Source organism: Streptomyces sp. CG 926, from assembly GCF_003148825.1.
In the GTDB taxonomy this organism is placed as follows: Bacteria; Actinomycetota; Actinomycetes; order Streptomycetales; family Streptomycetaceae; genus Streptomyces.
The window spans coordinates 300,349-326,468 of record NZ_QGGZ01000008.1; the positions used below are offsets into that span (position 1 = coordinate 300,349).

The following is a 26,120-nucleotide window of genomic DNA, read 5'->3' on the forward strand; positions in this document are numbered from 1 at the left end:
AGCGTCACCCGGAGGGCGGTAGCCTCGCACCCGTTCGGCCGCGCAACACGCCCTCGATTTGCGTAACCCCCCCACGGGCACGAGCGTTGAAGCCACCAACGAAACGTACTTCGGGGTAGGGAGGCAGGCCCATGGCGTCTTTGGCGTGGTTGCTGATTCCGCTGTTCGCCGCGATCGGAGCGGCGATATGGGGCAGCTGGGCGGCACGCGACCGCACGCAGGGTGACATATCCGAGCTCGCGGGTTACGCACGCTTCCGCGAAGCCATGGCCAATGCCGATCAGACCCGGGTGAAGGCCGACGCCCACTCCGCTCCGTCCGCCCACTCCGCCTCCGATGCGGTCTGAAGCCCCATGAGGCCGTATGACGCTCCGCGTCCGGCCCGCTCCGGTCCGCCGCCGTCGGTGAGATTCCGCTGAGAGTTTCCCGTGCGGACCCCGTACGGACCGGCCCCGAGGGCCGTCCGTCAGGGCCGTCCCGTACTGTCGGATCCATGCCACGCCGCACCGCGACGATGCTCGCTTCCACCCTGGTGCTGTTCGCGCTGCTCTGCGCAGGGGTGTTCATCAAGGTCCCGTACTCCGAGATGAGCCCCGGCCCGACCGTGAACACGCTCGGGGACTCGAACGGCGCGCCCGTCCTGAACATCGCGGGGCGCAAGACGTACCCGACCAGCGGTCACCTCAACATGACCACGGTCCGTGTCACGGGCGCCGACTACGACATGAGCCTGGTGGAAGCGGTCTACGGGTGGCTGGCCGGCGACAACATCGTCGTCCCGCACGAGAACCTCTACCCGAACGGGAAGACCGAGGCGGAGTCCACCCAGGAGAACGCCGAGGAGTTCAGCCAGTCCCAGCAGAGCGCCAAGGTGGCGGCCCTGAAGCAGCTCGGCATCCCGGTCACCGCCCGGGTGATCGTCTCCACCGTGGTCAAGGCCAGCCCCTCCGAGGGCAAGCTGCACGCCGGTGACGTGATCAAGTCCGTGGACGGCACCGCCGTCACCGCGCCCGAGGACGTGGCCAAGCTCGTCACCCTGCACAAGCCCGGCGAGCCGGTGGAGTTCACCATCGTGCCCGCCAAGGAGGCGGTCGACGCGGCGAAGGCCGGCAACGAGAATCCCGCCCCCTCGAAGGTGACGATCACCGCGGGCAAGGCGGAGGGCGACGGTCACGCGATCGTCGGCATCCGGGCGGGCACCGACCACACCTTCCCGTTCACGATCGACATCAAGCTCGCCGACGTCGGCGGCCCGAGCGCCGGGCTGATGTTCGCCCTCGGCATCGTCGACAAGCTGACCCCGGAGGACCTGACCGGCGGGAAGTTCGTCGCCGGCACCGGCACGATCACCGACGAGGGCAAGGTCGGCCCCATCGGCGGCATCCAGATGAAGACCATCGGGGCCCGCCAGGCCGGCGCCGAGTACTTCCTCACGCCCGCCGAGAACTGCGCCTCCGCCGCCTCGAACGTGCCCGACGGGCTGACCCTGGTCAAGGTCGCCACCATCGACGATGCCACGAAGGCACTGGAGAAGATCAGCAAGGGGGACACGGCAGGACTGCCGAAGTGCAAGCCCTGACCGCGCCGTCCCCCTGACGACCGGGCTACGAGAAGGTCGCCGCCAGGGCCTCCGCCAGGCCGGGCACCAGGCCCGCACCGGTGAGGACCTCCGTCGAGGAGTCCTTCTCGCGCAGCCGTACCGCGGACTCCCGCGAGCCGTCGCGCAGCACGGCCACGGTGAGGCGGACCTCCTGCCGCTCCGGGTGCCCGGCGACCCACTTCGACAGCTGCTTGTCGTCGAGTCCCTCCGGTACGGAGGCCTCCGCGGACGGCGGCAGCATCAGCCGCTCCACCGTCAGCGCGCAGCCGACGACGGCGTCGGGCCAGGCGATGGTGCCGAGGAACTTGTCGAGCGGGGTCCCCTTCGGGACCTCGTCCTGCTCGATGGGGGTGAGGGAGGACTTGCCGGCGTCGTCCTGGTCGAGACCGAGCTGGCTCGCCAGCCGCGGCTCCTGCTTCTTGAGCCGGGCGGTGTCGACGAGGGCGAAGAGCCGCGCGGGCTTGTCCCAGCCGAGGCCGGCCGCGTACTCGTCGATCTCGAGGCAGGCGCGGGTCAGCGGACTGGCCGCCATGGGGGTGCCGGGGGAAGGCGAAAGGTTGGACATGGGCAACATCCTGCCTCCTTTCCATCGATTACCGGGAACTGACCAAAGCCTCAGTAAGTTGCATGAGTGGGCTCTACGATCGGGGGCCCGTTCATTACCAGACTCAGCGACTTTCGAGGTGCGCACCTTGGCTTTCCAGATGCCGGACCGCGGCGGAGGCCCTTCCGGGCCACGGATGAGAGTCGGCCGCCCCTCCCGGCGATCCCGAACTCTCCTGATGACCTTGGGCGTGCTGGCCGTCCTGGCCATGCTCTTCATCATGTTCGCGGGCTTCTGGACTGACTGGCTCTGGTTCCGCTCCGTGAAGTACTCGACCGTCTTCACCACCACCCTGTGGACCAAGATCGGCCTCTTCGCCGTGTTCGGTCTGCTGATGGCCGGTGCCGTCGGTTTCAACATCTGGTTGGCGCACCGGCTGAGGCCGCCGCTCAGCGCGATGTCGATGGAACAGCAGAGCCTCGACCGCTACCGGATGAGCATCGCCCCGTACAAGAAGTGGCTGCTGCTGGGCATCGCCGTGCTCGTCGGCCTGATCGCGGGCGCCTCGGCCGCCGGTCAGTGGAAGACCTGGCTCATGTATGTGAACGGGGTGGCCTTCGGTACGAAGGACCCGCAGTTCCACATGGACGTGTCCTTCTACACCTTCGACCTGCCCTGGTACCGCTTCCTGCTCGGCTTCGGCTTCGCCGCCGTCGTGCTGTCGGTGATCGCCGCGGCCGTCGTGCACTACCTGTACGGCGGACTGCGCGTGACCAGCCCGGGCGCCCGGGCCACCGCCGCCGCCACCGGGCACCTGTCGGTGCTCCTGGGCCTGTTCGTCACGCTCAAGGCGATCGCCTACTGGCTCGACCGGTACGGGCTGGCCGTGAAGTCCAGCGACTTCAAGGCCGCCGACAACTGGACGGGCCTGCGCTACGTCGACGCGAACGCCTACCTGCCGGCGAAGACGATCCTCGTCGCCATCGCCGCGATCTGCGCCGTGCTGTTCTTCGCGACGCTGTGGCGTCGCACCTGGCAGCTGCCGGTCATCGGCTTCGGCCTGATGGTGCTCTCGGCGATCCTGATCGGCGGGCTCTACCCGGCGATCGTGCAGAAGTTCCAGGTCCAGCCGAACGAGCAGGCCAAGGAATCCCCGTACGTCCAGAAGAACATCAAGGCCACGCGCGACGCCTACGGCATCGCCGGCGCCGAGGTCTCGGACTACCCGGGCGTCCCGCAGACGGAGGACCGGACCAAGCTGCGTTCGCAGGCCGACACCACGGCCAGCATCCGCATCCTCGACCCGAACATCGTCTCGCCGGCCTTCCAGCAGCTCCAGCAGGTCAAGGGCTACTACGCCTTCCCGTCCACGCTCGCCGTGGACCGGTACAGCGGCCAGGACACGGTCATCGGGCTGCGCGAGCTGAACATCGGCGGCATCCCGAAGAACAACTGGATCAACGACCACTTCAAGTACACGCACGGTTACGGCGTGGTCGCGGCCAAGGGCACCACCGTGAAGGAGGGCGCTCCCGACTTCACCCAGTCCGACCTGCCCTCCAAGGGAGTGTTCGGGACGGACTTCGAGCAGCGCATCTACTACGGCGAGCAGACGAGGCAGTACTCGATCGTCGGCGGGCCGCAGAAGGAGCTCGACTACTCGGACGACAACGGCGAGAAGGAGACGAGCTACAAGGGCGACTCCGGCGTCAACCTCGACAACCCGGTCAATCGGGCCGCCTACGCGCTGACCTTCAACGAGCCGCAGATCCTCTACTCGGGCGCCATCGGCGACGGCTCGCGGATCCTCTACAACCGCACGCCCAAGCAGCGCGTCGAGGCCGTCGCCCCCTGGCTGACCATCGACGGCGCCCCCTACCCGGCCGTGATCGACGGCCGGATCAAGTGGATCGTCGACGCGTACACGACCACCAACGGTTACCCGTACGCCTCGCGCACCACGCTGGGCCAGAGCACCACGGACTCGCTGACCAACAGCCAGCGCGCGGTGGTCGCCCAGGAGAACCAGGTCAACTACATCCGTAACTCGGTGAAGGCCACCGTCGACGCGTACGACGGCTCGGTGGACCTGTACCAGTGGGACACCCAGGACCCGGTCCTGAAGACCTGGATGAAGGCGTTCCCGGGCACGGTCAAGCCCAAGGCCGACATCGCCAAGCCGCTCATGGACCACCTCCGGTACCCGCAGGACCTCTTCAAGGTCCAGCGCGAGCTGCTGACCCGCTACCACGTCACCAACCCGCAGACCTTCCTCAGCGGCAGTGAGGCGTGGGCGGTCCCGGACGACCCGACGACCAAGGCCGGTACGGCCGTTCCGCCGTACTACCTGTCGATGAAGATGCCGGACCAGAAGGAGAAGGACCAGGTCTTCTCGCTCACCACGACGTTCACGCCGAACGAGCGGCCCAACCTGAGTGCCTTCATGGCGGTCAACGCCGATCCGGGAACCCCGGAGTACGGCAAGATCCGCATTCTGAAGATGCCGACCAGCAAGCCGCCGGACGGCCCGAGCCAGGTGCAGAGCAAGTTCCAGTCGGAACCGAAGATCGCCGAATCCATCCGCCTGCTGCGCGGTGGTGACTCGGAGATCGAGTACGGCAACCTGCTCGCGGTGCCGCTCGACGGCGGGATGCTCTACGTGGAGCCGGTCTACGTCCGCAGCTCCACGCTCAAGTACCCGCTGCTGCGTAAGGTGCTGGTGACCTACGGCAACCAGACCGCCTTCGAGGACACCCTGGAGAAGGCGCTGAACGTGGTCTTCGGGGCCGAGGCGCCGACCGTTCCGGTGCCCCCGGCGCAGCCGCCGGGCGACGGCACGGTCACGCCGCCGAAGGTCCAGGACCCCACGGTCAAGGCGGCCCTCGGTGACGCGCAGAAGGCCATCGAGGACGCCGAGAAGGCCCGGCAGGCCGGCGACTGGGCGGCCTTCGGCAAGGCCCAGGACGAGATCAAGGCGGCGCTGGAGCGGGCGATCGCGGCCGAGGCGAAGGCCACGACTCCCGCGCCATCGGGTCAGTGATCAATGGGTAATGGTTCCACCCCGCGTCGTGATACTGTGGTTTCACCGACGCGGGGTGGAGCAGCTCGGTAGCTCGCTGGGCTCATAACCCAGAGGTCGCAGGTTCAAATCCTGTCCCCGCTACTGAAGATGAAGGCCCGGATCCATGGGATCCGGGCCTTCGTCATGTCCGGGCCGGACACGCGGTAGCCGGGGAGGGTGACTTGTGGGTGGAGCGTGTTTGACTTACCCCACTGTGGGCATGTCGACAAAACGCTGTAGTGACCTCACTGGCTGCGACATACCAGGTGTACGCGGGTAGCAGGTGATGCGACGATGGGATTTATGGGGGACAGGTCAACTCTGCTGGAGACAGGGCGGTTTGTGAGGGCGGAGTCCGGAACGGGCACAGAGGCCGAGGGGGCGGCTCCGGTCGTCGACGCGCAGACCGCACTGACCGATGCGGATTTCGCTGAGGAGATGTTCGCCGAGACCGACACGGCGAGCGACGCCGAGCTCGAAGCCCGGCACCGGGTGGCCGCCGACAAGGGCGACCCCGGAGCCATGAGCGTGCTCGGTGCGCTGCTGCTGCGCCGTGGCGACCTCGACGGTGCCGAACCCTACCTGCGGGGAGCCACGGGCGAAGGGGACCGCGCCGCCGCGAACAACCTCGGCGTCCTGCTCCACCAGCGGGGATACCCCGAGGACGCGGCCGGCTGGTGGCGGGTCGCCGCCGTCGCCGGTTCGGCGCCCGCCGCGCACGCCCTCGGCCGCTACTTCCGCGAGCGCGGGGACGAGCCGGCCGCCGAGTACTGGATGCGGCAGGCGGCCGAGTCCGGCCACGCGCTGGGCGCGTACGGGCTGGCGGACCTGTTGGAGCACCGCGGTGACAACGGTGTCGAGCGGTGGTTCCGCGCTGCCGCCGAACAAGGGCACCGCGAAGCCGCGTACCGGCTGGCGCGGCACCTGCGCAAGGGCGACCCCGCCGAGGCCGAGCAGTGGTACCGGCAGGCCGCCGCGCGCGGGCACCGCCGCGCCGCCCTGCACCTGGGCGCCCTGCTGGAGGCGCGCGGCGAGCTCAAGGAGGCCGGGCGCTGGTACCTGACCTCCGCCAAGCAGGGGGAGGCGCGTGCGGCGTGCGCGCTCGGCTTCCTGCTGCGCGACGCCGGTGACGAGGAGAGCGCCGCCGTGTGGTGGCACAGGGCGGCCCAGGACGGCGACGGCAACGCCGCGAACGCCCTGGGCGCGCTGCACGCCGCCCGCGGCGAGACTCAGACCGCGGAGCGCTGGTACCGGACCGCCATGGACGCGGGCGATCAAAACGGGGCGTACAACCTTGCTCTGCTGTGTGTCGCACAGGACCGGACCGCGCAGGCCGAGCAGTGGTACCGGCGTGCCGCGTACGCCGGGCACCGCGAGGCCGCCAACGCGCTCGCGATCCTGCTGCTCCAGGGCGGGGACGCGGCGGGCGCGGAGCCGTGGTTCTCTAAGGCGGCCGAGGCGGGCAGCGTCGACGCCGCCTTCAACCTCGGGATCCTGTTCGCCAGCCGCGACGAGGACCGGACCGCGCTGAAGTGGTACGAGCGGGCCGCCTCGGCCGGTCACACCGACGCGGCGCTGCAGGTCGGCATCGCGCTGGTGCGGGACGGCGAGGACCGGGCGGCCGAGCGGCACCTGCGCTGCGCGGCCGGCGGCGGCAGCGCGGAGGCGGCGTTCCGCCTGGCCGCGCTGCTGGAGTCGCTGGCCCCGCCGCCGGAGCCGGTGGCCCTGGGCGAGCCCGTGGGCGGCGCCCCGCGGACCGAGAGCGAGGAGTGGTACGAGCGGGCCGCCGAGCTGGGGCACCGCCGGGCCCAGGTGCGGGTCGGCATGCTGGCCGCAGCCCGTGGTGACCTGGCGGTCGCCGCGCGCTGGTACCGGGAGGCGGCCGAGGCCGGCTCCCGCAACGGAGCCTTCAACCTCGGGCTGCTGCTGGCCCGCGAGGGCAACGAGCCGGAGGCCGCGCTGTGGTGGACCCGCGCGGCGGTGGCGGGCCACGGCCGCGCCGCCCTGCGCCTCGGTCTGCTGGCAGCCCGCCACGGGGACCTCGCGGAGGGCCAGAAGTGGTGCGTACGCGCCATGGAACTGGGCCCGGCCGAGGTCTCGCAGCGCGCTGCCCGGCTCCGCGAGGCCTTGGCCGAGGAACTCTCCGCCTAGGGCGTGTCTTTCGGATCAGGCCGGATCAGGCCGGATCAGGCCCGATCGGAAAGCGGTGATCGCCGGCCGGTCCTCCCGTCGGGGCCGGGTGCGCCCCGCGCCCGGGCGTCCGACGGCTCACCAGGGCGCCGGGCCCTCGTCGTCGGTGAAGGTGCCGGTCGGCCCGTCGGCGCCGATGGTGGCCATCCGGACGGCGGCCACCGCGCCTTCGGCGGGGGTGCGGTGGCCCCGGTGGCCGTTCAGGTCGGTGGCGACGTAGCCGGGGCAGACCGCGTTGACCTTGATGCCGTCCGGCACCAGGTCCCGGGCGTACTGCAGGGTGAGCGCCGTCAGCGCGGACTTCGACGGGACGTACCCGGCGGAGTTCGGGATCGGCGAGTCGGCGGCGCGCACCAGGCCCGCGTTGATGCTCAGTGAGCCCACGGAGCTGGACACGTTGACGATCCGCGGAGCAGTCGATCGGCGCAGCAGCGGCAGCATCGCATTGGTGACGGCGATCACCCCGAAGTAGTTGGTCTCGAAGATGGCGCGCAGCACGTCGAGGTCCGCCGTGCTGGGGCGCTGGTCGCCAGGGTCGCTGCTCGGAGGGCCGCTGATGCCGGCGTTGTTGACCAGTGCGTCGAGCCTGCCGTAGCGGGAGTCGATCTCGGTGGCGGCCGCGGCGGCCGAGACCGGGTCCGTCACGTCGAGCACGACCGAAGCCGCATCGGTGCCGCTCTCGCGCAGCTCCGCGGCGGCCTTCCGGCCGAGCTCGGCATCGCGGGCGCCGATCACGACGATGTGGCCCAAGGCCCCGAGCTGTGCGGCGATCTGGCGGCCGATGCCCTTGTTCGCGCCGGTCACCAGAGTGATCATGGATTCGTTCATGGACCCAGCACAACACCGCACCGAACGCGCGGGCCAACACCGTTAGCGTCTTGAGCGATACCCTGCGGGTATGGATGTGCCGGAGACGCGGGAGCTCACCTACTTCGTCGCCGTCGCCGAGGAACTCCACTTCGGGCGCGCCGCACAGCGCTTGGGGATGGCGCAGCCGCCGCTGTCCCGAGCCATCGCCCAGTTGGAGCGGCGCATCGGCGTGCGGCTGCTGGAACGCACCAGCCGGGCGGTGAACCTCACCGCCGCCGGCCAGGTCTTCCTGACGGAAAGCCGCAAAGCACTGGACGCGGTCTCGGCATCGGTCCGGCGCGCGCAACGGGCGGGACGGACCGATCCGAAACTCACCCTGGCGATGAAGCCCAACGGGGATGCGGGGCTGCTGGATTCGATCCTGCGGCGCTACCGCCTCGATGCCGATGCCGTCGACATCGAGGTGATCGTCTGCGGCATCGGGGAGCAGGTGCCGATGCTGCGCGACGGCAGGGCCGATGTCGCGTTCCTGACCGCGCCCTACGACGACGTCGCGGGACTCGACACCGAACCGCTGGTGACGCAGGACCAGGTGGCCATGGTTTCCCGGGCCCATCGTCTCGCCGGCCGCGCCGCCTTGACCCTCGCCGACCTGGCCGGGGAACAGCTGCCCCGATGGCCTGGTGACGATGACGACGTGCCCGCCGCCGATGGCTGTCCTCCCCAGGTGCGTGACCTCTCGCAGCTGATGCAGCTGGTCGCTCTGGGGCAACTGGTCGCGGTCCTGCCCGAGTCGGTGCGCCGGCACGCCCGGCCCGACGTGGTGTGCGTGCCGCTGCTCGATGCGCCGCCCACCGCGGTGGTCGTGGCCTGGCCGGAGCGGACGACGTCACGGGCGGTGGCCGCGCTGATCCGCGCCGGCGCGGAGGCGGCGGAGGCGGCAGGGGCGGGCGCCGCAGGAGCGGGCGCGCCGCATCGGGACGAGCACCGCGGCCAGGACGCCCTGGCCTAGGCCGCCCCTTCCGGATCTTGTCCGGCCCGGCCCGGCCCGCCCGGCACGGCACCTCGCCGTCGTGGCGCCTCCCAGCCGTAGCCGGGGGAGAGGAACCGCACCGGACGACCCGGGCTCACCCGACAAGATCCGGAAGAGACGGCCCGGGCGTCGCGCCTTGCCGTCGGCGGTCGCGGGCGGTTCGGGCTGTTCGGCGGCGATGCCCTTCGACCGCGACCGTCCGCACGAGCACCGCCCGGCCCCGTCCGGCCACCGGCTCTCAGCGGTAGAGCCAGGAGGTGGAGCGGGCGTAGACGTGCCGGAAGGCGAGCGGCATCAGCAGGTCGTTGACGCGGCGCTGCACCGTGCCCGGGGTCTTCGAGTCGCGGTTGGTCGACGCGGCCCGGGTCATCCGGGCCACCCGGGGGCGGCGTACGCGGGTGTACTCGGCCAGGGCGCCGGCCACGCCCGGTACGTCCGTCACGCAGCGCGCCAGGGCCACCGCGTCCTCGATCGCCATCGACGCGCCCTGGCCGGCCCCGACCGGGTGCGCGGCGTCGCCGATCAGCACGGTGCGCCCGTCGTGCCAGACGGGCACGTCCGCCAGCCGGTGCATCGGCATCGGGCGGTCCACGCGGGTCGCCGCCCGGATCAGGGACAGCGGCAGGTCCTCCTTGCCGTAGAGCTCCGCCAGCAGGCCCTGGGTGACCTCCGCCGGGTCCGGGGGCTCCGGCGAGGGCACCTGGGCCGACCACCAGACCGTGCCGTCCGCCGCCGGGACGCACAGGAACGCCCCGCGCCGGCCGAAGACGAAGTGGTAGGTGCCGGGGGTGAGGCGCACGCCCTCGGAGACCCCCGACACGCTGTAGAGCCCGGCGTACCGCACCTGGGGCGCCGCCGGGTCGAGCGCCGGGCGGGTGGCGGACCAGATGCCGTCGGCCGCCACCACCAGGTCCGCGTCCAGGTCCGCCGGGACCACCCGCCGCCCCGTCTCGATCCGGGCGCCGGCCCGCACCGCCTCGGCGCGCAGCACCTCCACCAGCCGCCCGCGCAGCAGCGTCGTGCTGTGCAGGCCGTCCGAGGCGCGGCGGCCGCGCGGCACCTCCCCGAGGAGCTTGCCCGAGGAGGACCACATCCGCTGCAGGGCGACCGGGAACCCGGCGGCCTGGACCTCGGCGAGGCAGCCCAGCGAGTCCAGCCCCCGCAGCCCGTTGACGGCGAGGCTGAGGAACGAGCCCACCTGACCGGCCGGGTCCGCGTACGCCTCGTGGACCGTGACCTCCGCTCCGGTCGCGCGCAGTGCGATCGCGCTCGCCGCCCCGGCGACTCCGCCCCCGATGACCGACACACGCATGTCCTGCCCCTTTCGCTGAATCTACATTCACTGAACTTTGATTCAGTGAAACTCGGTTCAGTATGATGAGCTCGAGAAGGCGGCGTCAAGAGGGAACGGGGATCGCGGTGGGAGTGCGCAAGGAGCGGGCGGCCGGCACGGAGGCGGCGCTCAAGGAGGCCGCGCGGGCGCTCTTCCTGGAGCGCGGCTACGCGCAGACGAAGATCACCGACATCACCAAGGCCGCCGGCCGGTCCACCGGGTCGTTCTACGAGCACTTCGCCGGCAAGGACGAGCTGCTGGACGCCCTCCTCGCGGACATGGAGGCCCAGGTGGACGAGGAGGTCGGCGCCCACGACCACCCGCGCGAACACGACCTCGCCGACCGGGAGCAGCTGCGGACGCATGTGGCGGTCACCTGGCGCGTCTTCCGGGATCATCTGCCCGTCGTGGTCGCCCTCTTCCAGAAGTCCATGGCCGAGCCGCCCGGCTCGGGTCAGGCGTGGGGGCGGCTCCTGGGGGACACCGCGCCGCTGCGCGAGCACCTCGCGTACATGCGCGAACAGGGGCGTGAGCTGCCCGGGGATCCCGAGCTGGTCGCCGCGGCGATGGGGGCGATGATCTCGATGCTGGGGTACGCCGCCATGACCGGCGGGGCCCGGCTCGACGACGACGAGGTGGTGGAGACCTTGACCGCGCTCCTGCACCGCGGGCTGGCCGGTTAACCGATTTGCATCTGCCGTGGGCCTTCACGTAACGTTGGGTTTACCGACGCGGGGTGGAGCAGCTCGGTAGCTCGCTGGGCTCATAACCCAGAGGTCGCAGGTTCAAATCCTGTCCCCGCTACTGAAGACTCAGGGCCCGGATCCATTGGATCCGGGCCCTGAGTCGTTTCCGGCCGTTTCCGCCTGCACGAAGGCGAACGCAAAGGGCCCGGACCCCCCGAGGGGGTCCGGGCCCTTTCGCGTGCGTGTGCTCAGGCGGCCGCGCAGTTCGGGCAGACGCCGCGGTAGGTCACCTCGACCGCCGACACGACGAAGCCGAAGCGTTCGGTGTCCGGCAGGTCGGCCAGCGGGTTGCCCGCCGGGTGCACGTCGCGGATCGCGCCGCACCGGGCGCAGACCAGGTGCTGGTGGGGTCGGTGGGCGTTCGGGTCGTACCGCTTGGCGCGGCGGTCCGTGGAGACCTCCAGCACCTCACCGAGGGTGACGAGCTCGCCCAGGGTGTTGTAGACGGTCGCCCGCGAGATCTCGGGCAGCTTGGCCACCGCGAGCGCGTGCACCTCGTCGGCCGTCAGGTGCACGTGGTCACCGTCGAGCACCTCGGCCACGACACGTCGCTGCGCCGTCATGCGCCAGCCACGTCCGCGAAGTCGATCCAGCAGGTCACTCATGGACACCAGCCTAACAGCGAGGGGATTCGGTGTAACTCCCGAACCGGTGCGGACTTGGATGCTTACTTGACTTAGACAAAGTCCATCGTAGGATCGGTTACGGCAAACGCCAAGGACAGGACGCAGGGAATGACGCAGGAGGCGCACGTGACGCAGGGACCGCTCACCACGGAGGCCGGAGCGCCGGTCGCCGACAACCAGAACAGCGAGACCGCCGGCCTCGGCGGCCCCGTTCTGGTCCAGGACCAGCTGCTGCTGGAGAAGCTCGCGCACTTCAACCGCGAGCGCATCCCGGAGCGCGTGGTGCACGCCCGCGGCGCCGGTGCGTACGGCACCTTCACGCTGACCCGTGACGTCTCGCAGTGGACCCGGGCCAAGTTCCTGTCCGAGGTCGGCAAGGAGACCGAGACCTTCCTGCGCTTCTCCACCGTCGCCGGCAACCTCGGCAGCGCCGACGCGGTCCGTGACCCCCGCGGCTGGGCGCTGAAGTTCTACACCGAAGAGGGCAACTACGACCTCGTCGGCAACAACACCCCGGTGTTCTTCATCAAGGACGCCATCAAGTTCCCCGACTTCATCCACACCCAGAAGCGCGACCCGTACACGGGCTCGCAGGAGGCGGACAACGTCTGGGACTTCTGGGGTCTGTCGCCCGAGTCGACCCACCAGGTGACCTGGCTGTTCGGTGACCGGGGCATCCCGGCGTCCTACCGCCACATGAACGGCTTCGGCTCGCACACGTTCCAGTGGAACAACGAGGCCGGCGAGGTCTTCTGGGTCAAGTACCACTTCAAGACCGACCAGGGCATCAAGAACCTCACCCAGGACGAGGCCAACAAGCTCGCCGGTGAGGACCCCGACTCGCACCAGCGCGACCTGCGCGAGGCCATCGAGCGCGGCGACTTCCCGTCCTGGACCGTGCAGGTCCAGATCATGCCCGCCGCCGAGGCGGCCGGGTACCGCTTCAACCCGTTCGACCTCACCAAGGTGTGGCCGCACGCGGACTACCCGCTGATCGAGATCGGCAAGCTGGAGCTCAACCGCAACCCGGAGAACGTCTTCGCCGAGGTCGAGCAGTCGATCTTCTCCCCGGCGCACTTCGTCCCCGGTATCGGTCCCTCCCCGGACAAGATGCTCCAGGGTCGCCTCTTCGGCTACGGCGACGCCCACCGCTACCGCGTCGGCATCAACGCCGACCACCTGCCGGTGAACCGCCCGCACGCCACCGAGGCGCGCACCAACTCCCGCGACGGCTACCTGTACGACGGCCGACACAAGGGCGCGAAGAACTACGAGCCGAACAGCTTCGGCGGCCCGCACCAGACGGACCGCCCGCTGTGGCAGCCCATCGAGGTGACCGGTGGCACGGGCAACCACGCCGCCGCCGTCCACAGCGAGGACAACGACTTCGTCCAGGCGGGCAACCTCTATCGCCTGTACTCGGAGGACGAGAAGGCCCGTCTGATCGAGAACCTGTCCGGCTTCATCGCCAAGGTCTCCCGTGACGACATCGTCGAGCGCGCGATCGACAACTTCCGCCAGGCGGACGGTGACTTCGGCAAGCGGCTCGAAGCCGCGGTCCAGGCCCTCCGCGGCTGACACGGAGCGCTTGCCGTCGCAGGACGCCGGGCCGCAGCCCTCTTCGGAGGACTGCGGCCCGGCGTCGTTTCACGCGGGGACCGTGCGCCGCGCCGGGACCCAGCAGCGGATGACGTCCCGTACGGACACGATGCCGACGGGTCCGCCGTGCTCCAGCACGATCAGGTGCCGGAAGCCGCCGTGGGCCATCGCCTCGGCGGCTTCCTGCACGGTGGCCTCCGGGGTGCAGAACACGACGTTGTTGGTGGTGTGCGCGCCCACGGACTCCCGGTCAGGGTCGTGGCCCGCGCCGATCGAGTTGAGGATGTCGCGCTCGGTCAGGATGCCGATGCCGCTGTGGTCGGGGTCGAGGACGACGGCCGCGCCGACGCGCCGGCCGGACATCAGGCAGGCCGCCTGCCGGAGGGTGTGTGCGGGTCCGAGGGTGAGGATCACGGTGCTCATGGCGTCACGGACGAGCATGAAGAGAGCCACCTCCTGGGGTGAGTCCCCCCGCCTGGGTGGGTGCGCCCGCGGAATCGCCCCAAGAGAAACGATTCACAAGCGCACAAGCGTGGGGAGTATCAGATTCCCATGGACCCGCAGGGCCGACAAGAAGGCGCGCGACGGCGCGCGAGCGGCGCCGGGGGCTGTCGCCGGCGGACTCAGGCGCGCGGGCGCAGCAGGTCCAGCATCTGCGCGTGGAGCAGTCCGTTCGAAGCCGCGGCGTTCCCGCCGTGCACCCCGTCCACCCCGTCCAGGCTGGTGAAGCGGCCGCCCGCCTCCTGGACCACGACCGCGATCGCCGCCATGTCCCAGAGGTTGAGCTCCGGCTCCGCGCACAGGTCCAGCGAGCCCTCCGCGACCATCATGTACGGCCAGAAGTCCCCGTAGCCGCGGGTCCGCCAGCAGGCCCGGGTCAGGTCCAGGAACCCGGCGAGCCGGCCCTGCTCCTCCCAGCCGCTCAGCGAGGAGTACGCGAACGAGGCGTCGCCCAGCCCGCCCACCTTGGAGACACCGATGCCGGTGGTCTCCCCGAGCGCGCCGCCCGCGTACGCGCCCCCGCCCCGGGTCGCCCACCAGCGGCGGCCCAGCGCCGGCGCGGACACCACGCCCACCACCGGGCGGAACTCGCCGTCGCCGTCCTCGGCCATCAGGGAGATCAGGGTCGCCCAGATCGGGACCCCGCGCACGTAGTTCTTCGTACCGTCGATCGGGTCCACCACCCAACGGCGCGGACCGCTGCCCTGGAGCCCGTACTCCTCGCCCAGGACGGCGTCCTTCGGCCGGGCGGCCGCGATACCGGCCCGGATGATCTCCTCGGCCGCCTTGTCCGCCTCGCTCACCGGCGTCATGTCCGGCTTCGTCTCGACCTGCAGGTCGAGGGCGCGGAACCGCTCCATGGTGGCGGCGTCCGCCGCGTCGGCGAGTTCGAGGGCAAGGCGCAGGTCATCGTCATACTCGGGCATGCCCGAACAGTATCGAGACTCCCGGAGCCGGACCAACGCTGTCCACGGTGCGGCCCCGACGCGCCCTTGACAGGATCTGGCGACCCGTCAACTCTGGCCGGAGAGAGCCGAACGGGGAGGCAAGATGCCGGCAGCCCGGGAGTCCTTGCTGGAGGCGGCGGGAGCGGCGCTCTCGGCGCGCCCCTGGCCGGACGTGCGGATGGTCGACGTGGCCGCCGCCGCCGGGGTGTCCCGGCAGACCCTCTACAACGAGTTCGGCGGCAAGGCGGGCCTGGGCCGCGCGCTGATCCGCCGCGAGGCCGACCGCTACCTCGACGGGGTGGACCGGGCCCTCGCCGCCCCGGACCGGGCCGCCGAGCGGCTCGCCGCCGTCGCGGAATGGACCGTACGGGCGGCCCGCGCCCAGCCGCTCTTACGGGCGCTGCTCACCGGCGCCTGGGACGCGGGGCTGCCCGCGGCGGGCCGGCGGGCACCGGGGCCCGGAGAGCTGGCCCGGGTCGTCCGGGACCGGGCGGCCGCCGCGCTGACACCGGGGGAGGGCCCGCAGCGCTGCGAACTCGCCGTACGCCTCGCCCTCTCCTACGTGATCGCCCCGGGGGAGGAGTCGGGTCCGGGCGAGCTGCGCAGGCTGCTCAGTGCGCCGACCCGGACAGCTGGAGCCCGATGACGCCCAGGATGACCAGCGAGATCGAGACGAGTTTGAGGGTGGAGACCAGGTCGCCGAGGAAGACCATGCCGTAGATCGCCGTCCCGGCCGCGCCGATGCCCGTCCACACCGCGTACGCCGGGCCCACGTCCAGCTTCTTGAGCGCCAGGGTCAGCAGACCGAAGCTGCCGAGCGCGAAGCAGGCGAAGGCGATGGTCGGCCCCAGTCGGGTGAACCCGTGGGAGAGCTTGAGGCAGACCGCGAAACCGGTCTCCAGGAGTCCGGCGACCACGACCAGCAGCCACGCCATGTCGAATGCCTCCCCGCGTCACGTGACATCGCGTCACTTGGTGCGATTATGCATTTATCCCGACAGCGGCCTCGACAAACGCGGCCGGACCTCCGCCGGACGGTCAGTCGCCCTCGCGCCGCTCGCGCGTCTCCAGCAGCCGGCGCAGCGAGTACAACCGCGCCGGGTCCGCGTGGCCGTCCTCCACCCACTTGTCCAGGGCGCAGTCCTGCTCGTCGTGGCTGCACGCGCGCGGGCACTCCTCGGTGCCCGGCACCAGGTCCGGGAAGGCCAGGATCACCCGGGACGGGTCCACGTGGTGCAGGCCGAAGGAGCGCACGCCCGGGGTGTCGATGACCCAGCCGTCGCCGCCCGGCAGCGGCAGCGCCAGCGCCGAGGTGGTGGTGTGCCGGCCGCGCCCGGTCACCGCGTTGACGTGCCCGGTGGCGCGCTGGCGGCCCTCGGCGACCAGCGAGTTCACCAGGGTGGTCTTGCCGACGCCCGAGTGTCCGACGAAGGCGGTGATCCGGCCGGTCAGCCGCTCGCGCACCCGGTCGGCCGCGTCGCCCGTGGCCAACTCCTCGCGGTTGGTCACCACATAGTTCAGGCCGAACGTGGAGTAGATCTCCAGGATCTTGTCCGCGGAGGTCAGATCGGACTTGGTGAGCACCAGCAGCGGCTCCAGCCCGGCGTCGTACGCCGCCACCAGACAGCGGTCGATCATGCGGGGCCGCGGCTCCGGGTCGGCCAGGGCCGTCACGATGGCCAGCTGGTCGGCGTTGGCGACGACCACCCGCTCGTACGGGTCGTCGTCGTCGGCGGTGCGCCGCAGGACGGACCTGCGCTCCTCGATCCGCACGATGCGGGCCAGGGTGTCCTTCTTGCCGGACAGGTCACCGACGATCCAGACCCGGTCGCCGACCACGGCCGCCTTGCGGCCCAGCTCGCGGGCCTTCATCGCGTGCACGGAACGGCCCTCGACCAGGCAGGTCAGCCGGCCGCGGTCCACCGTGAGGACGAAACCCTCGGCGGCGTCCTCGTGCTTGGGGCGGATGCTGGTCCGAGGCCGGTTGCCCTTGGGGTTCGGGCGCTGGCGGATGTCGTCCTCGTCGGTGTGCTTGCCGTACCTGCGCATGACGGGCCCTACGCTCCCGCTCCCGCACCCGCTCCGGGCACCCCGCAGGCGTCGGCGTCCCCGGCGAGCATGTCGGTCCACATCTTCGGGAAGTCCGGCAGGGTCTTCGCGGTCGTCGCCACGTTCTCGATCTGCACGCCCTCCACCGCCAGGCCGATCACCGCGCCCGCGGTGGCCATCCGGTGGTCGTCGTAGGTGTGGAACACGCCGCCGTGCATCCGGCGCGGCCGGATGCGCAGGCCGTCGGCGGTCTCGGTGACATCGCCGCCGAGCCCGTTGATCTCCTTGGTCAGCGCGGCCAGCCGGTCCGTCTCGTGCAGGCGCAGGTGCGCGACACCGCGCAGCACCGACTCGGAGTCGGCCAGGGCCGCCACCGCCGCGATGCCCGGGGTGAGCTCGCCGACCTCGCGCAGGTCCACGTCGATGCCGTGGATCTTGCCGGTGCCGGTGAAGACCAGGCCCGCGTCGGTCAGCTCGCAGGAGCCGCCCATCTCGGTGAAGATCCGGCGCAGCGCGTCGCCCGGCTGCGTGGTGCGGCGCGGCCAGTCCGGGACGGTCACCGTGCCGCCGGTGATCAGGGCGGCTGCCAGGAAGGGCTGGGCGTTGGAGAGGTCCGGCTCCACGGTCATGTCGCGGCCCAGCAGCGCGCCGGGGGTGACCCGCCACACGTCCTTCTCGCCCCCGGCCTCGGGGGTGTCGACCTGGGCGCCCGCCGCGCGCAGCATCTCCACGGTCATCCGGATGTGCGGCATCGACGGCAGGTCGCCGCCCACGTGCCGGACCTCGACGCCCTGGTTGAAGCGCGGGGCGGAGAGCAGCAGCGCGGAGACGAACTGCGAGGAGTTGCCTGCGTCGATCTCGACCGTGCCGCCCTCAAGGGCCCCGCCGCCCAGGACGGTCATGGGCAGCGCGCCCCGGCCGTCGTCGTCGATCCGGGCGCCGAGGGTGCGCAGGGCGCTGATGACCTGGCCCAGTGGGCGCTCGTAGGAACGCGGGTCGCCGTCGAAGCGGATGTCGCCGTCGGCGAGGGTGGCGACGGGCGGCAGGAAGCGCATGACCGTGCCCGCGTTGCCGACGTCCACGGTCGCCGGGCCGTGCAGGGCCGCCGGGATGACCCGCCAGGCCTCGCCGCCCGCCCCCGCGCCGGCGGAGCTGGACGAGACGGTCTCCTCGATGCCGACGCCCATCGCGCGCAGCGCGTCGGCCATCAGCTGGGAGTCGCGCGAGCGCAGCGGGCGACGCACCCAGCCGGGCTCGGCGGCGAGCGCGGCGAGCACGAGGGCCCGGTTGGTGACGGATTTGGACCCGGGCACCGTGACGGTGGCGTGGACGGTCCCATCGGCGAGCGGAGCGGGCCAGAGGGCAGGGAGCGCGGGGGTCTCGGTCATGGCCACCACTTTAGTGGCTTCCCCCGACCCCAGATCTTGATCCCGGCCCCGTCTCAGGGAGCGGTCACAGGGCGAGGAGCCAACGGGCGCCGCCGATCAGCGAGCAGAGCGCGACGACGTGGAAGAAGAGCAGCCACACCACCGGGTGCAGGTGGGTGAGCTGGCCGAGTTGGTCGGCGTCGGAATCGGGTGCCCCGCCGCCCCGGCGCTTGGCCCCCAGCTCGAAGACCGGTCGGACCCCGCCGAACAGCAGGAACCACACCACCAGGTAGGCGAATCCGGCCTGCACCTCGGCCGGGGTCAGCCAGGAGACCAGCAGGAAGGTTCCGCCGGTCAGTACCACCGTCAGCGCCCCGTACGCGTTCCGGATCATCACCAGCATCACCAGCAGCAGGGCGGTGGCCGCCCACAGCAGCAGCGTGATCCGGTGCGCGGACAGCAGCGCCGCCCCGCCCAGGCCGAGCAGCGAGGGCGCCGTGTAGCCGCCCGCGGCGGTCAGGATCATCCCGACCCCGGTCGGCCGCCCCCGGCTGACGGTGACCCCGCTGGTGTCGGAGTGCAGCCGTATGCCGCTCAGGCGCCGCCCGGTCAGCAGCGCCAGCAGCCCGTGCCCGCCCTCGTGCGCGATGGTGATCGCGTTGCGCGACAGCCGCCACACGGGGCGGGGCCCCACCGCGGCCAGCGCGACCACACCCGTCGTGATCACCAGCCACAGGTCGGGCGTGGCCTGTATGCCCGTGAGCCGGTCCCACAGACCGGCGGTCGTGCTGCTGTCCATAAGGTGGCGGACTCCTTGCGGTGAGGTGCGGGTGGCATGGCAGTGTGACAGGCATGTGCGGACGGTATGCGGCGAGTCGTAGGCCCGAGGACCTCGTGGAGGCCTTCGGCATCGAGAAATGGGAGCCGGAGGAGGCCCTGGCCCCCGATTTCAACGTGGCGCCGACGAAAGAGGTCCATGTGGTCCTCGACCGTCCCCTCAAAGACGCCTCGCACCCGCGTCCGGTTCGCCAGCTGCGCGTCCTGAAGTGGGGGCTGGTCCCCTCCTGGGCCCAGAACCCCGACGGCGCCGCCCGGATGATCAACGCCAGATCGGAGACCCTGCACGAGAAGCCGTCCTTCCGCCGGCCCTTCGCGCAGCGCCGCTGCATCGTCCCCGCCGACGGCTACTACGAGTGGGTCACCGCCCACGACGAACGGCAGCTGGAGGTGGAGGGCAGGAAGAAGCGGGCCCGCAAGCAGCCCTACTTCGTCCTCCCCTCCGACGGCTCGGTCTTCGCCATGGCCGGGATATACGAGTTCTGGCGCGACCGGACCCTGCCCGACGAGCACCCGCTCTCCTGGTGGGTGACCTGCTCGGTGATCACCACGGAGGCCGAGTCCGGTCCCCTGGGCGTGGCTCCCGCCGAGGGACCGCGCTCGCTCGCCGACATCCACCCGCGGATGCCGCTGATGCTGACGCCGGACCGGTGGGACGCCTGGCTGGACCCGGCGAACACCGACACCGAGGGCTCGCTGCGCGAGCTGCTCGCCCCGCCGCCGGGCGGGCTGATGCGGGCCTACCCGGTGTCCACCGCCGTGAGCAGCGTGCGCAACAACGGCCCGGAGCTGCTGACGGAGCTGGCCGCGCCGGAGGAGGGCACCCTCTTCTGACCCGGGCAGGATGGGACGCATGACCACGCGTACCCAGAGCGTCGACACCCCGGCGGGCGAGGCCCGCATCACCTGGCACCGCGCGCCGCGACCGCGGCTCGTGCTCGCCGTGAGCCACGGCGCCGGCGGCGGCATCGAGGCCCGCGACCTCCAGGCCCTGGCCGCCGCCCTGCCCGCCCGCCGGATCACGGTGGCCCTCGTAGAACAGCCCTGGCGGGTCGCCGGGAAGAAGGTCGCCGCCGCGCCCAAGGTGCTGGACGAGGGATGGCGCGGGCTGTGGCCGGCGCTCGCGGAGCCCGGCCTGCCCGTGGTCGCGGGCGGGCGCAGCGCCGGGGCCCGGGTGGCCTGTCGGACCGCCGCCGAGCTGGGGGCCGCCGCGGTGCTGGCGCTGGCCTTCCCGCTGCACCCGCCGGGCCGGCCGGAGAAGTCCCGCGCCGAGGAGCTGACCGGGTCCGGCCGTCCGACCCTGGTGGTCCAGGGCGACCGGGACCCCTTCGGGCGGCCCGAGGAGTTCCCGCCGCCGGGCGCGCGGGACCCGTACGAGCTCGTGGAGGTGGCGCACGCCGATCACGGCTTCGCGGTCCCGAAGAAGGCGGACACCACCCAGGAGGAGGCACTCCTGACGATCACCGAAGCGGTGGGGGAGTGGCTCGGGCGGCTTCCCGGGTGAGGCCCGCGGGCCGCGGCCGGCCGCACGCCGAAAACCCGTCCGGCGCCCGGGAATGTGGCGCCCGCTCCTTCTGTTGTCTCGGATGTCGGAACGTACGGGAACTCGTCGGAGGAGAGGGAGCGCATGACCCAGGTCATCAGCCAGAACCGTCGGCAGGCCGCTGACCTGGACTGGACCGTGCTGCCGGCGCCCAAGCGCAGCTCGCTTCGGGCGGCGGAGGGCCGGGAAGGTCGACTATTCTCCGATTCGAGCGGATCCGCTTTCGGAGCCGCCACGCTGTCGGAGGAGGTGGGTCCTGTCGCTGGGACCGACGAAGGCCACGCGGAGGAGACGACCCTGGAGCGCAACGCGCGCTTCGAACGGGACGCCCTCGGCTACCTCGACCAGATGTACTCGGCCGCGCTGCGCATGACGCGCAATCCGGCCGACGCCGAGGACCTGGTCCAGGAGACGTACGCGAAGGCGTACGCGTCCTTCCACCAGTTCCGCGAGGGCACCAACCTGAAGGCGTGGCTGTACCGCATCCTGACCAACACCTTCATCAACTCCTACCGCAAGAAGCAGCGTGAGCCGCAGCGCAGCGCCGCGGAGGAGATCGAGGACTGGCAGCTGGCGCGTGCCGAGTCGCACATGTCGACCGGACTGCGGTCCGCCGAGTCGCAGGCGCTCGACCACCTGCCGGATTCCGATGTGAAGGAAGCCCTGCAGGCCATTCCGGAGGAGTTCCGCATCGCGGTCTACCTTGCCGACGTAGAGGGCTTTGCGTACAAGGAGATCGCGGACATCATGGGTACACCCATCGGTACGGTCATGTCGCGACTGCACCGTGGCCGCCGTCAACTCCGCGGAATGCTGGAGGACTATGCCCGTGAGCGCGGGCTGGTTCCCGCGGGCGCGGGAGAGTCGAACGACCGGAAAGGCTCGGGCTCATGAGCTGCGGAGAGCCGCACGAGACAGAGTGCTCCGAGGTCCTGGATCACCTGTACGAGTTCCTCGACCAGGAAATGCCGGACAGTGACTGCACGAAGTTCGAGACCCACTTCGGCGAGTGCAATCCCTGCCTGGAGAAGTACGGCCTGGAACAGGCCGTGAAGAAGCTGGTCAAGCGCTGCTGCGGGTCGGACGACGTGCCGACCGACCTGCGGTCGAAGGTGATGGGCCGGATCGAACTGATCAGGTCCGGTCAGGCGGTGCCCGACCACGATGTCACCGCCGACAATCCCGCTCCCGGCTGACCCGCGTCGGTGACCGGATAGACGAGTGAACAGCCGCCCCCGGAAGAGCACTTCCTTCACCCGAATGTGCTAATCCGGGGGCGTCCGCATGGCCCAAAGCGGAAATGTGGCCCACCTCGCTCCGGGCCCCACCTATTCTCCCCATTCGGCGCCGGCTCGATTCGGCGACCGGTGTGCACGGCACAGGGGAGGAGAGCGCCATGCGGGCACTTCCGCCGGGGGCGCGCGGATACATCCTGTGCGTCGTCCTCGCGGCCGCCGCGTGCGTCACCCCCGCTCTCACGGATTCCGGTACGCCCTGGACGGCCGTCGCCCTGCTCGCCCTGCTCTACCTCGGGTGCGAACTGGCCAAGGTCTGCCCGCTGCTGGGCAGCCGGGTGCCCGAGGGCATCGGCTCCTTCTTCCCCGTGGTGCTCGCCGCCGTCCTGCTGCTGCCACCCGCCGCCGCCGCGCTCGTCGCGCTGCCCGGGGGACTCGCGGGGAGCGTCGGCCGGCGGCCCGCCGGGGTGCGCCGCGTGTGGCACGGCGCGCAGCAGGCGACGGCCGCCTGGGTCGCGGGCCGGGCCTACGGGCTGCTGCACGGCCCGGCCACCCTCGGCGGCGGCCCCTCCACCGGATCCGGGCCCCCCGCCGGACCGGCCGACTTCCCCTTCGCGCTGCTCCCCGCGACGGGGGCGGCCGTCGTGTTCTGCCTGGTGCTCACCGCCCTCGACGGCGGCATCCTGGCCACCGCCGAACGCCGACCGGCCGCCACCGCCTGGCGCGGGTCGGCCGCCTCCTCCCTCGCCCCGTACTGCGTCCACGGCCTCGCCGGGCTGATGATGGCCGTCATGTGGCGCAGCCCCTACGGCCCCCCGGCCGCGCTGCTCGTCCTGCTGCCGATGTACATCTCCTGCTGGGTCTTCGCCCAGTACCACCGCGAGCGCGCCGCCCACCAGGCCACCATCCGCGCCCTGGTCCAGGCCGTCGACATCAAGGACCGCTACACGCGCGGCCACAGCGAACGGGTCGGCCAGGCCTCCGCGATGATCGCCCGGGAGCTGGGCATGACCGAGGACCGCCTGGAGACGGTGCGCATCGCCGGGATCCTGCACGACGTGGGCAAACTCGGCGTCCCCACCCGACTGCTGCGCAAGGACGGGCCGCTCACCCCCGATGAGCGCCGCATCATCGAGCTGCACCCCGAGTACGGGCACGAGATGGTGCGCGGCATCGGCTTCCTCGGCGAGGCCCGGTCCGCGATCCTGCACCACCACGAGCGGGTCGACGGATCCGGCTACCCCTACGGGCTGACCGGCGAGCAGATCCCCGTACTGGCGCGGGTGGTGGCGGTGGCCGACGCCTTCGACGCGATGACCTCGACCCGCTCGTACAGCCGGGCCCGGCCGGTGCCGGTCGCCCTCGCGGAGCTGGAACGGTGCGCGGGGGCGCAGTTCGACCCGTCGATGGTGCGGGCACTGGTCGACGCGATCGGCCGGACCGGCTGGCACCCGGTGGTGACCTCGGACGAGGACCTCCAGGTGATCCCGGCCGCCGCCGCCGGCGCGGGGCCGCCGGGGCCCGGCCCACGGCCGGCGGCCCTGGCCGGGATGCCGGAGCAGGGCTCCCGTCCCCTCGCACCGGCTCCGTCGCCCGGCAGGGTCCCCGCGGTTCCCGGTCCGGCCGGCGGCTCCGGTCCGGCCGGCGGCCGTGGGCCGGACGCGGACGCCGCGGGGGCGGACGTCGCCGGGGCGGGCGGATGAAGGCCCCGGCCGCGTGGACCGTGCGCGGGGCCGCCGGGCTGCTCACCGGCGCCGCGCTCGGCCACACCCTGTGGCACGGCGTCGACGAGCCCGGCGCCGCCCTGGCCTTCGCCACCCTGATCACCGTCGGCGAGCTCGCCCGCCGGGACCGCCGGGACCCCCTCGGCCGCCACCCCGCACCGCTCGGCTCCGCCGGATCCCTCGCCTACGCCCTGCTCGGCCAGAACGCCGGCCAGTCCACCCAGCACGGGGTGCTGCAGACCGTCGCGGTCGTCGTCGCCGCCGTCCTCGCCGGGATCGTCCCGCACATCGCCCGCGGCCGGGGACCCGCCCTCGACCACCTGTCCCGCCGGGTGCTCACGGTCGCCTTCGCCGCCGCCTGTTTCCAGCCGCTCCACAACTCGGGCCGGCTGGAGCAGTGGGTGGGCCAAGGCCCGTACCTCGTCGGCTTCCTGCTCCTCCTGCTCGGCCTCACCGCCCTGTGCGACGCCGTGCTCGCCGCCGCGCTCGCCGGGGCCCGGACCGGCCGGCCGTACGGGCCGGTGCTGCGCGACGAACTGCGCGCCCAGCTCGGCGTCGGCTCGGCGATCTGCGCCACCGGGGTCGTGATGGCGCTCGGCACGGCCGTCGCGGGCCTGTGGGCCCTGCCCGTCTTCAGCGTCCCCCTGCTGCTGACCCAGCTGTCCTTCCACCGGATCACCGCGATCCGCACCACCTACCGCCAGACCATCACCTCCCTGGCCCGCGCCACCGAGATCGCCGGCTGCACCCGCCCCGGGCACTCCCGCCGGGTGGCCGCCCTGAGCTGCGCCGTAGGCCGGGAGCTGGGCCTGTCGGAGCGGGAGCTCACGGTGCTGGAGTACGCCGCCCTGATGCACGACATCGGGCAGCTCTCCCTCGTCGACCCGGTCCCGGACGGGGCCACGGCCGGGCTGCCGGGCGCCGAGGCCCGCCGGATCGCCGAGCTGGGCGGGGAGGTGGCCCGGCAGACCGGGGTGCCCGCCGAGGTCGCCGTGGTGGTGGAGCGGCAGGCGGATCCGTACCGGGAACAGCCCACGGCGGCCCGGATCGTGCGTACGGTGAACGCGTACGACGATCTGGTCGGCGGGAGCCGTCACCCGGGTGGCTCACTGGCCGCCCTGGAGCGGCTCCGCCTGGGCACCGGGCACGATTACCAGCCGGAGGTCGTGGAGTGCCTGGCAAGGGTTCTGGCCAGGGGCGGACGTGGCAGAGTGGTGCCCGTCCCACCTGGGTAACCCATGGGTAATGAGCGGCCGTCCGAGTGGGCATGGTTGGATGCCAGTAAGAGGGACCGTAGGAGTGTCCGCAAGGCTGCACCGTTGTTCCCCAGCGACCGCTGGGAGGTGCCCCCAGGCAGGCGGGAATCGTGAGGATCTTCGGGAAGGTACGGCATCGGCCCTCCGCCTCGTGGCGGCAGGCCACCGACCGCGCGTTCACGCTGATCGGCGACGGGCGGTACGAGGACGCGGGCGCGCTCCTGACGAGAGCGGCGGACCTGGAGCCCTGGCTGTCCGAGTCCTGGTTCAATCTGGCCCTGCTGCACAAGTTCCGGCATGACTGGGAGCAGGCGCGGGCCGCCGGGCTGCGCGCCGTGGCCCTGCTGGACCGGGAGACCGGCGCCCCGGACTGGTGGAACGTCGGGATCGCCGCCACCGCGCTGCAGGACTGGCCGCTGGCCCGGCGGGCCTGGCAGGCGTACGGGCTGAGGGTGCCCGGGGACGCCGCCGGTGCGGGCGAGCCGGTCGGGATGGAACTCGGCAGCGCCGCCGTGCGGCTGTCGCCCGAGGGCGAGGCCGAGGTGGTCTGGGGCCGCAGGCTGGACCCGGCCCGGCTGGAGGTCCTGTCGATCCCGTTGCCGTCCTCGGGGCGGCGCTGGGGCGAGGTCGTGCTCCACGACGGGGTCCCGCACGGAGAGCGGGTGACCGCCGCCGGCCCCTCGTACCCCGTGTTCGACGAGATCGAGCTGTGGGCGCCGTCCCCGGTGCCGACCTGGGTGGTGCTGCTGGAGGCGGCCACCGAGGCGGACCGCGACGCGCTGGAGCAGCTGGCCTCGGACGCCGGATTCGCCGCCGAGGACTGGTCCTCGTCGGTGCGGCTGCTGTGCCGGACCTGCTCGGAGAGCGAGATGCCGAGCGACGAGGGCGACGGCGAGCAGCACCTCGATCCGCACGACCACAGCGAGCCCGGACACCCCGGACCGCTCGGGCACCGTACGACCGGCTCGGGCTCCCTGTGGGTACCCGAGCGCGAATGCGGGATCGCCGCGCCGGCCGGTCTGGTGCGCGGACTGCTCGACGGGTGGGTCGCGGACAGCCCGGGCACCCGCGAGTGGCGGGATCTCGAAGAAGTCTGCTGACCTGTGGCCGTAGGCTGTA

At 71.9% G+C, this 26,120-nt stretch carries 25 protein-coding genes and 2 tRNA genes; 17 read left to right on the top strand and 10 right to left on the bottom strand.

The features are described from left to right. The first annotated feature begins 131 nt into the window (after positions 1-131). Entirely contained in the window at positions 132-347 is a 216-nt protein-coding gene (locus BCL76_RS22760; RefSeq protein ID WP_109781279.1) for a hypothetical protein, read from the top strand. A gap of 146 nt (positions 348-493) precedes the next feature. Then, positions 494-1,579: a YlbL family protein gene (locus BCL76_RS22765; RefSeq protein ID WP_109781280.1), complete on the top strand. Its 1,086-nt coding sequence runs from the start codon at positions 494-496 to the stop codon at positions 1,577-1,579. A gap of 25 nt (positions 1,580-1,604) precedes the next feature. Here BCL76_RS22765 and BCL76_RS22770 read toward each other — a convergent pair whose 3' ends face one another. Then, positions 1,605-2,174 carry a PPA1309 family protein gene (locus tag BCL76_RS22770; protein ID WP_181382669.1) on the bottom strand — a complete coding sequence of 190 codons (570 nt, stop codon included), beginning with the start codon at positions 2,172-2,174 and terminating at the stop codon, positions 1,605-1,607. 130 nt (positions 2,175-2,304) lie between these two features. Here BCL76_RS22770 and BCL76_RS22775 point away from each other — a divergent pair, with 130 nt between their 5' ends. From BCL76_RS22775 to BCL76_RS22785, 3 genes are all read left to right on the top strand, one after another. After that, a complete protein-coding gene (locus BCL76_RS22775) occupies positions 2,305-5,184 on the top strand; it encodes a UPF0182 family membrane protein (RefSeq protein WP_109781282.1) in 2,880 nt (959 codons plus the stop codon). A gap of 49 nt (positions 5,185-5,233) precedes the next feature. Beyond that, a tRNA-Met gene (locus tag BCL76_RS22780) sits at positions 5,234-5,307 on the top strand. A gap of 192 nt (positions 5,308-5,499) precedes the next feature. Beyond that, positions 5,500-7,356, top strand: coding sequence for a tetratricopeptide repeat protein (locus BCL76_RS22785; protein WP_109781283.1), 1,857 nt, complete (start codon positions 5,500-5,502; stop codon positions 7,354-7,356). Positions 7,357-7,473: 117 nt separating this feature from the next. Here BCL76_RS22785 and BCL76_RS22790 read toward each other — a convergent pair whose 3' ends face one another. Further along, positions 7,474-8,223, bottom strand: coding sequence for an SDR family oxidoreductase (locus BCL76_RS22790; RefSeq protein WP_109781284.1), 750 nt, complete (start codon positions 8,221-8,223; stop codon positions 7,474-7,476). A 70-nt stretch (positions 8,224-8,293) separates the two neighbouring features. Between BCL76_RS22790 and BCL76_RS22795 the strand changes: the two genes are divergently transcribed. Then, positions 8,294-9,217 carry a LysR family transcriptional regulator gene (locus tag BCL76_RS22795; RefSeq protein WP_109781285.1) on the top strand — a complete coding sequence of 308 codons (924 nt, stop codon included), beginning with the start codon at positions 8,294-8,296 and terminating at the stop codon, positions 9,215-9,217. 259 nt (positions 9,218-9,476) lie between these two features. Here BCL76_RS22795 and BCL76_RS22800 read toward each other — a convergent pair whose 3' ends face one another. Next, a complete protein-coding gene (locus BCL76_RS22800; RefSeq protein WP_109781286.1) occupies positions 9,477-10,550 on the bottom strand; it encodes an FAD-dependent oxidoreductase in 1,074 nt (357 codons plus the stop codon). Positions 10,551-10,657: 107 nt separating this feature from the next. On the opposite strand from BCL76_RS22800, the gene BCL76_RS22805 reads away from it, so the two are divergent. Both BCL76_RS22805 and BCL76_RS22810 read left to right on the top strand, forming a co-directional pair. Then, entirely contained in the window at positions 10,658-11,254 is a 597-nt protein-coding gene (locus tag BCL76_RS22805) for a TetR/AcrR family transcriptional regulator (protein WP_109781287.1), read from the top strand. Between the two features lie 47 nt (positions 11,255-11,301). Continuing rightward, positions 11,302-11,375 (top strand) — tRNA-Met (locus BCL76_RS22810). Between the two features lie 130 nt (positions 11,376-11,505). Here BCL76_RS22810 and BCL76_RS22815 read toward each other — a convergent pair. Further along, positions 11,506-11,922 (bottom strand): Fur family transcriptional regulator, encoded by a 417-nt coding sequence (locus BCL76_RS22815; RefSeq protein ID WP_030711671.1) that lies wholly within the window; start codon positions 11,920-11,922, stop codon positions 11,506-11,508. 129 nt (positions 11,923-12,051) lie between these two features. On the opposite strand from BCL76_RS22815, the gene BCL76_RS22820 reads away from it, so the two are divergent. Further along, the gene (locus BCL76_RS22820; RefSeq protein WP_030764557.1) at positions 12,052-13,521 is read left to right on the top strand and encodes a catalase; all 1,470 of its coding nucleotides are present in this window, start codon (positions 12,052-12,054) and stop codon (positions 13,519-13,521) included. A gap of 69 nt (positions 13,522-13,590) precedes the next feature. On the opposite strand, the gene BCL76_RS22825 is transcribed toward BCL76_RS22820, so the two are convergent. After that, positions 13,591-13,983 carry a CBS domain-containing protein gene (locus BCL76_RS22825; RefSeq protein ID WP_030385946.1) on the bottom strand — a complete coding sequence of 131 codons (393 nt, stop codon included), beginning with the start codon at positions 13,981-13,983 and terminating at the stop codon, positions 13,591-13,593. Between the two features lie 182 nt (positions 13,984-14,165). Continuing rightward, positions 14,166-14,969: a histidinol-phosphatase gene (hisN, locus tag BCL76_RS22830; RefSeq protein WP_109781288.1), complete on the bottom strand. Its 804-nt coding sequence runs from the start codon at positions 14,967-14,969 to the stop codon at positions 14,166-14,168. Between the two features lie 124 nt (positions 14,970-15,093). Between hisN and BCL76_RS22835 the strand changes: the two genes are divergently transcribed. After that, complete coding sequence (locus tag BCL76_RS22835; protein WP_109781289.1) at positions 15,094-15,636, top strand: TetR/AcrR family transcriptional regulator; 543 nt, start codon at positions 15,094-15,096, stop codon at positions 15,634-15,636. Here the strand turns inward: BCL76_RS22835 and BCL76_RS22840 are convergent. The 4 genes from BCL76_RS22840 to BCL76_RS22855 form a co-directional block, all read right to left on the bottom strand. Continuing rightward, on the bottom strand, positions 15,602-15,925 hold the full coding sequence (locus BCL76_RS22840; RefSeq protein WP_030711657.1) for a DMT family transporter: 324 nt from the start codon (positions 15,923-15,925) through the stop codon (positions 15,602-15,604). The genes BCL76_RS22835 and BCL76_RS22840 overlap by 35 nt on opposite strands. A gap of 103 nt (positions 15,926-16,028) precedes the next feature. After that, positions 16,029-17,039 carry a ribosome small subunit-dependent GTPase A gene (gene rsgA / locus BCL76_RS22845; RefSeq protein ID WP_109781290.1) on the bottom strand — a complete coding sequence of 337 codons (1,011 nt, stop codon included), beginning with the start codon at positions 17,037-17,039 and terminating at the stop codon, positions 16,029-16,031. A gap of 8 nt (positions 17,040-17,047) precedes the next feature. Continuing rightward, a complete protein-coding gene (gene aroA, locus BCL76_RS22850) occupies positions 17,048-18,427 on the bottom strand; it encodes a 3-phosphoshikimate 1-carboxyvinyltransferase (protein ID WP_109781392.1) in 1,380 nt (459 codons plus the stop codon). Positions 18,428-18,491: 64 nt separating this feature from the next. Continuing rightward, on the bottom strand, positions 18,492-19,205 hold the full coding sequence (locus tag BCL76_RS22855) for a M50 family metallopeptidase (protein WP_109781291.1): 714 nt from the start codon (positions 19,203-19,205) through the stop codon (positions 18,492-18,494). 53 nt (positions 19,206-19,258) lie between these two features. Here BCL76_RS22855 and BCL76_RS22860 point away from each other — a divergent pair, with 53 nt between their 5' ends. The 7 genes from BCL76_RS22860 (at position 19,259) to BCL76_RS22885 (ending at position 26,101) form a co-directional block, all read left to right on the top strand. Then, positions 19,259-20,077: an SOS response-associated peptidase gene (locus BCL76_RS22860; RefSeq protein WP_109781292.1), complete on the top strand. Its 819-nt coding sequence runs from the start codon at positions 19,259-19,261 to the stop codon at positions 20,075-20,077. A gap of 19 nt (positions 20,078-20,096) precedes the next feature. After that, complete coding sequence (locus tag BCL76_RS22865; protein WP_109781293.1) at positions 20,097-20,747, top strand: alpha/beta hydrolase family protein; 651 nt, start codon at positions 20,097-20,099, stop codon at positions 20,745-20,747. Positions 20,748-21,035: 288 nt separating this feature from the next. After that, on the top strand, positions 21,036-21,680 hold the full coding sequence (locus BCL76_RS22870) for a sigma-70 family RNA polymerase sigma factor (protein ID WP_030385954.1): 645 nt from the start codon (positions 21,036-21,038) through the stop codon (positions 21,678-21,680). After that, positions 21,677-21,982 (top strand): mycothiol system anti-sigma-R factor, encoded by a 306-nt coding sequence (rsrA, locus tag BCL76_RS22875; RefSeq protein WP_030012982.1) that lies wholly within the window; start codon positions 21,677-21,679, stop codon positions 21,980-21,982. Before BCL76_RS22870 ends, rsrA begins: the two co-directional genes overlap by 4 nt. A 200-nt stretch (positions 21,983-22,182) precedes the next feature. Further along, positions 22,183-23,724 carry an HD-GYP domain-containing protein gene (locus tag BCL76_RS39080; protein ID WP_181382670.1) on the top strand — a complete coding sequence of 514 codons (1,542 nt, stop codon included), beginning with the start codon at positions 22,183-22,185 and terminating at the stop codon, positions 23,722-23,724. Beyond that, entirely contained in the window at positions 23,721-24,980 is a 1,260-nt protein-coding gene (locus BCL76_RS39085) for an HD-GYP domain-containing protein (RefSeq protein ID WP_181382671.1), read from the top strand. The genes BCL76_RS39080 and BCL76_RS39085 overlap by 4 nt, the downstream gene beginning before the upstream one ends. A 131-nt stretch (positions 24,981-25,111) precedes the next feature. Then, positions 25,112-26,101, top strand: a complete 990-nt coding sequence (locus BCL76_RS22885) for a tetratricopeptide repeat protein (RefSeq protein WP_109781294.1) — start codon at positions 25,112-25,114, stop codon at positions 26,099-26,101. The last annotated feature ends 19 nt before the right edge of the window (positions 26,102-26,120 follow it).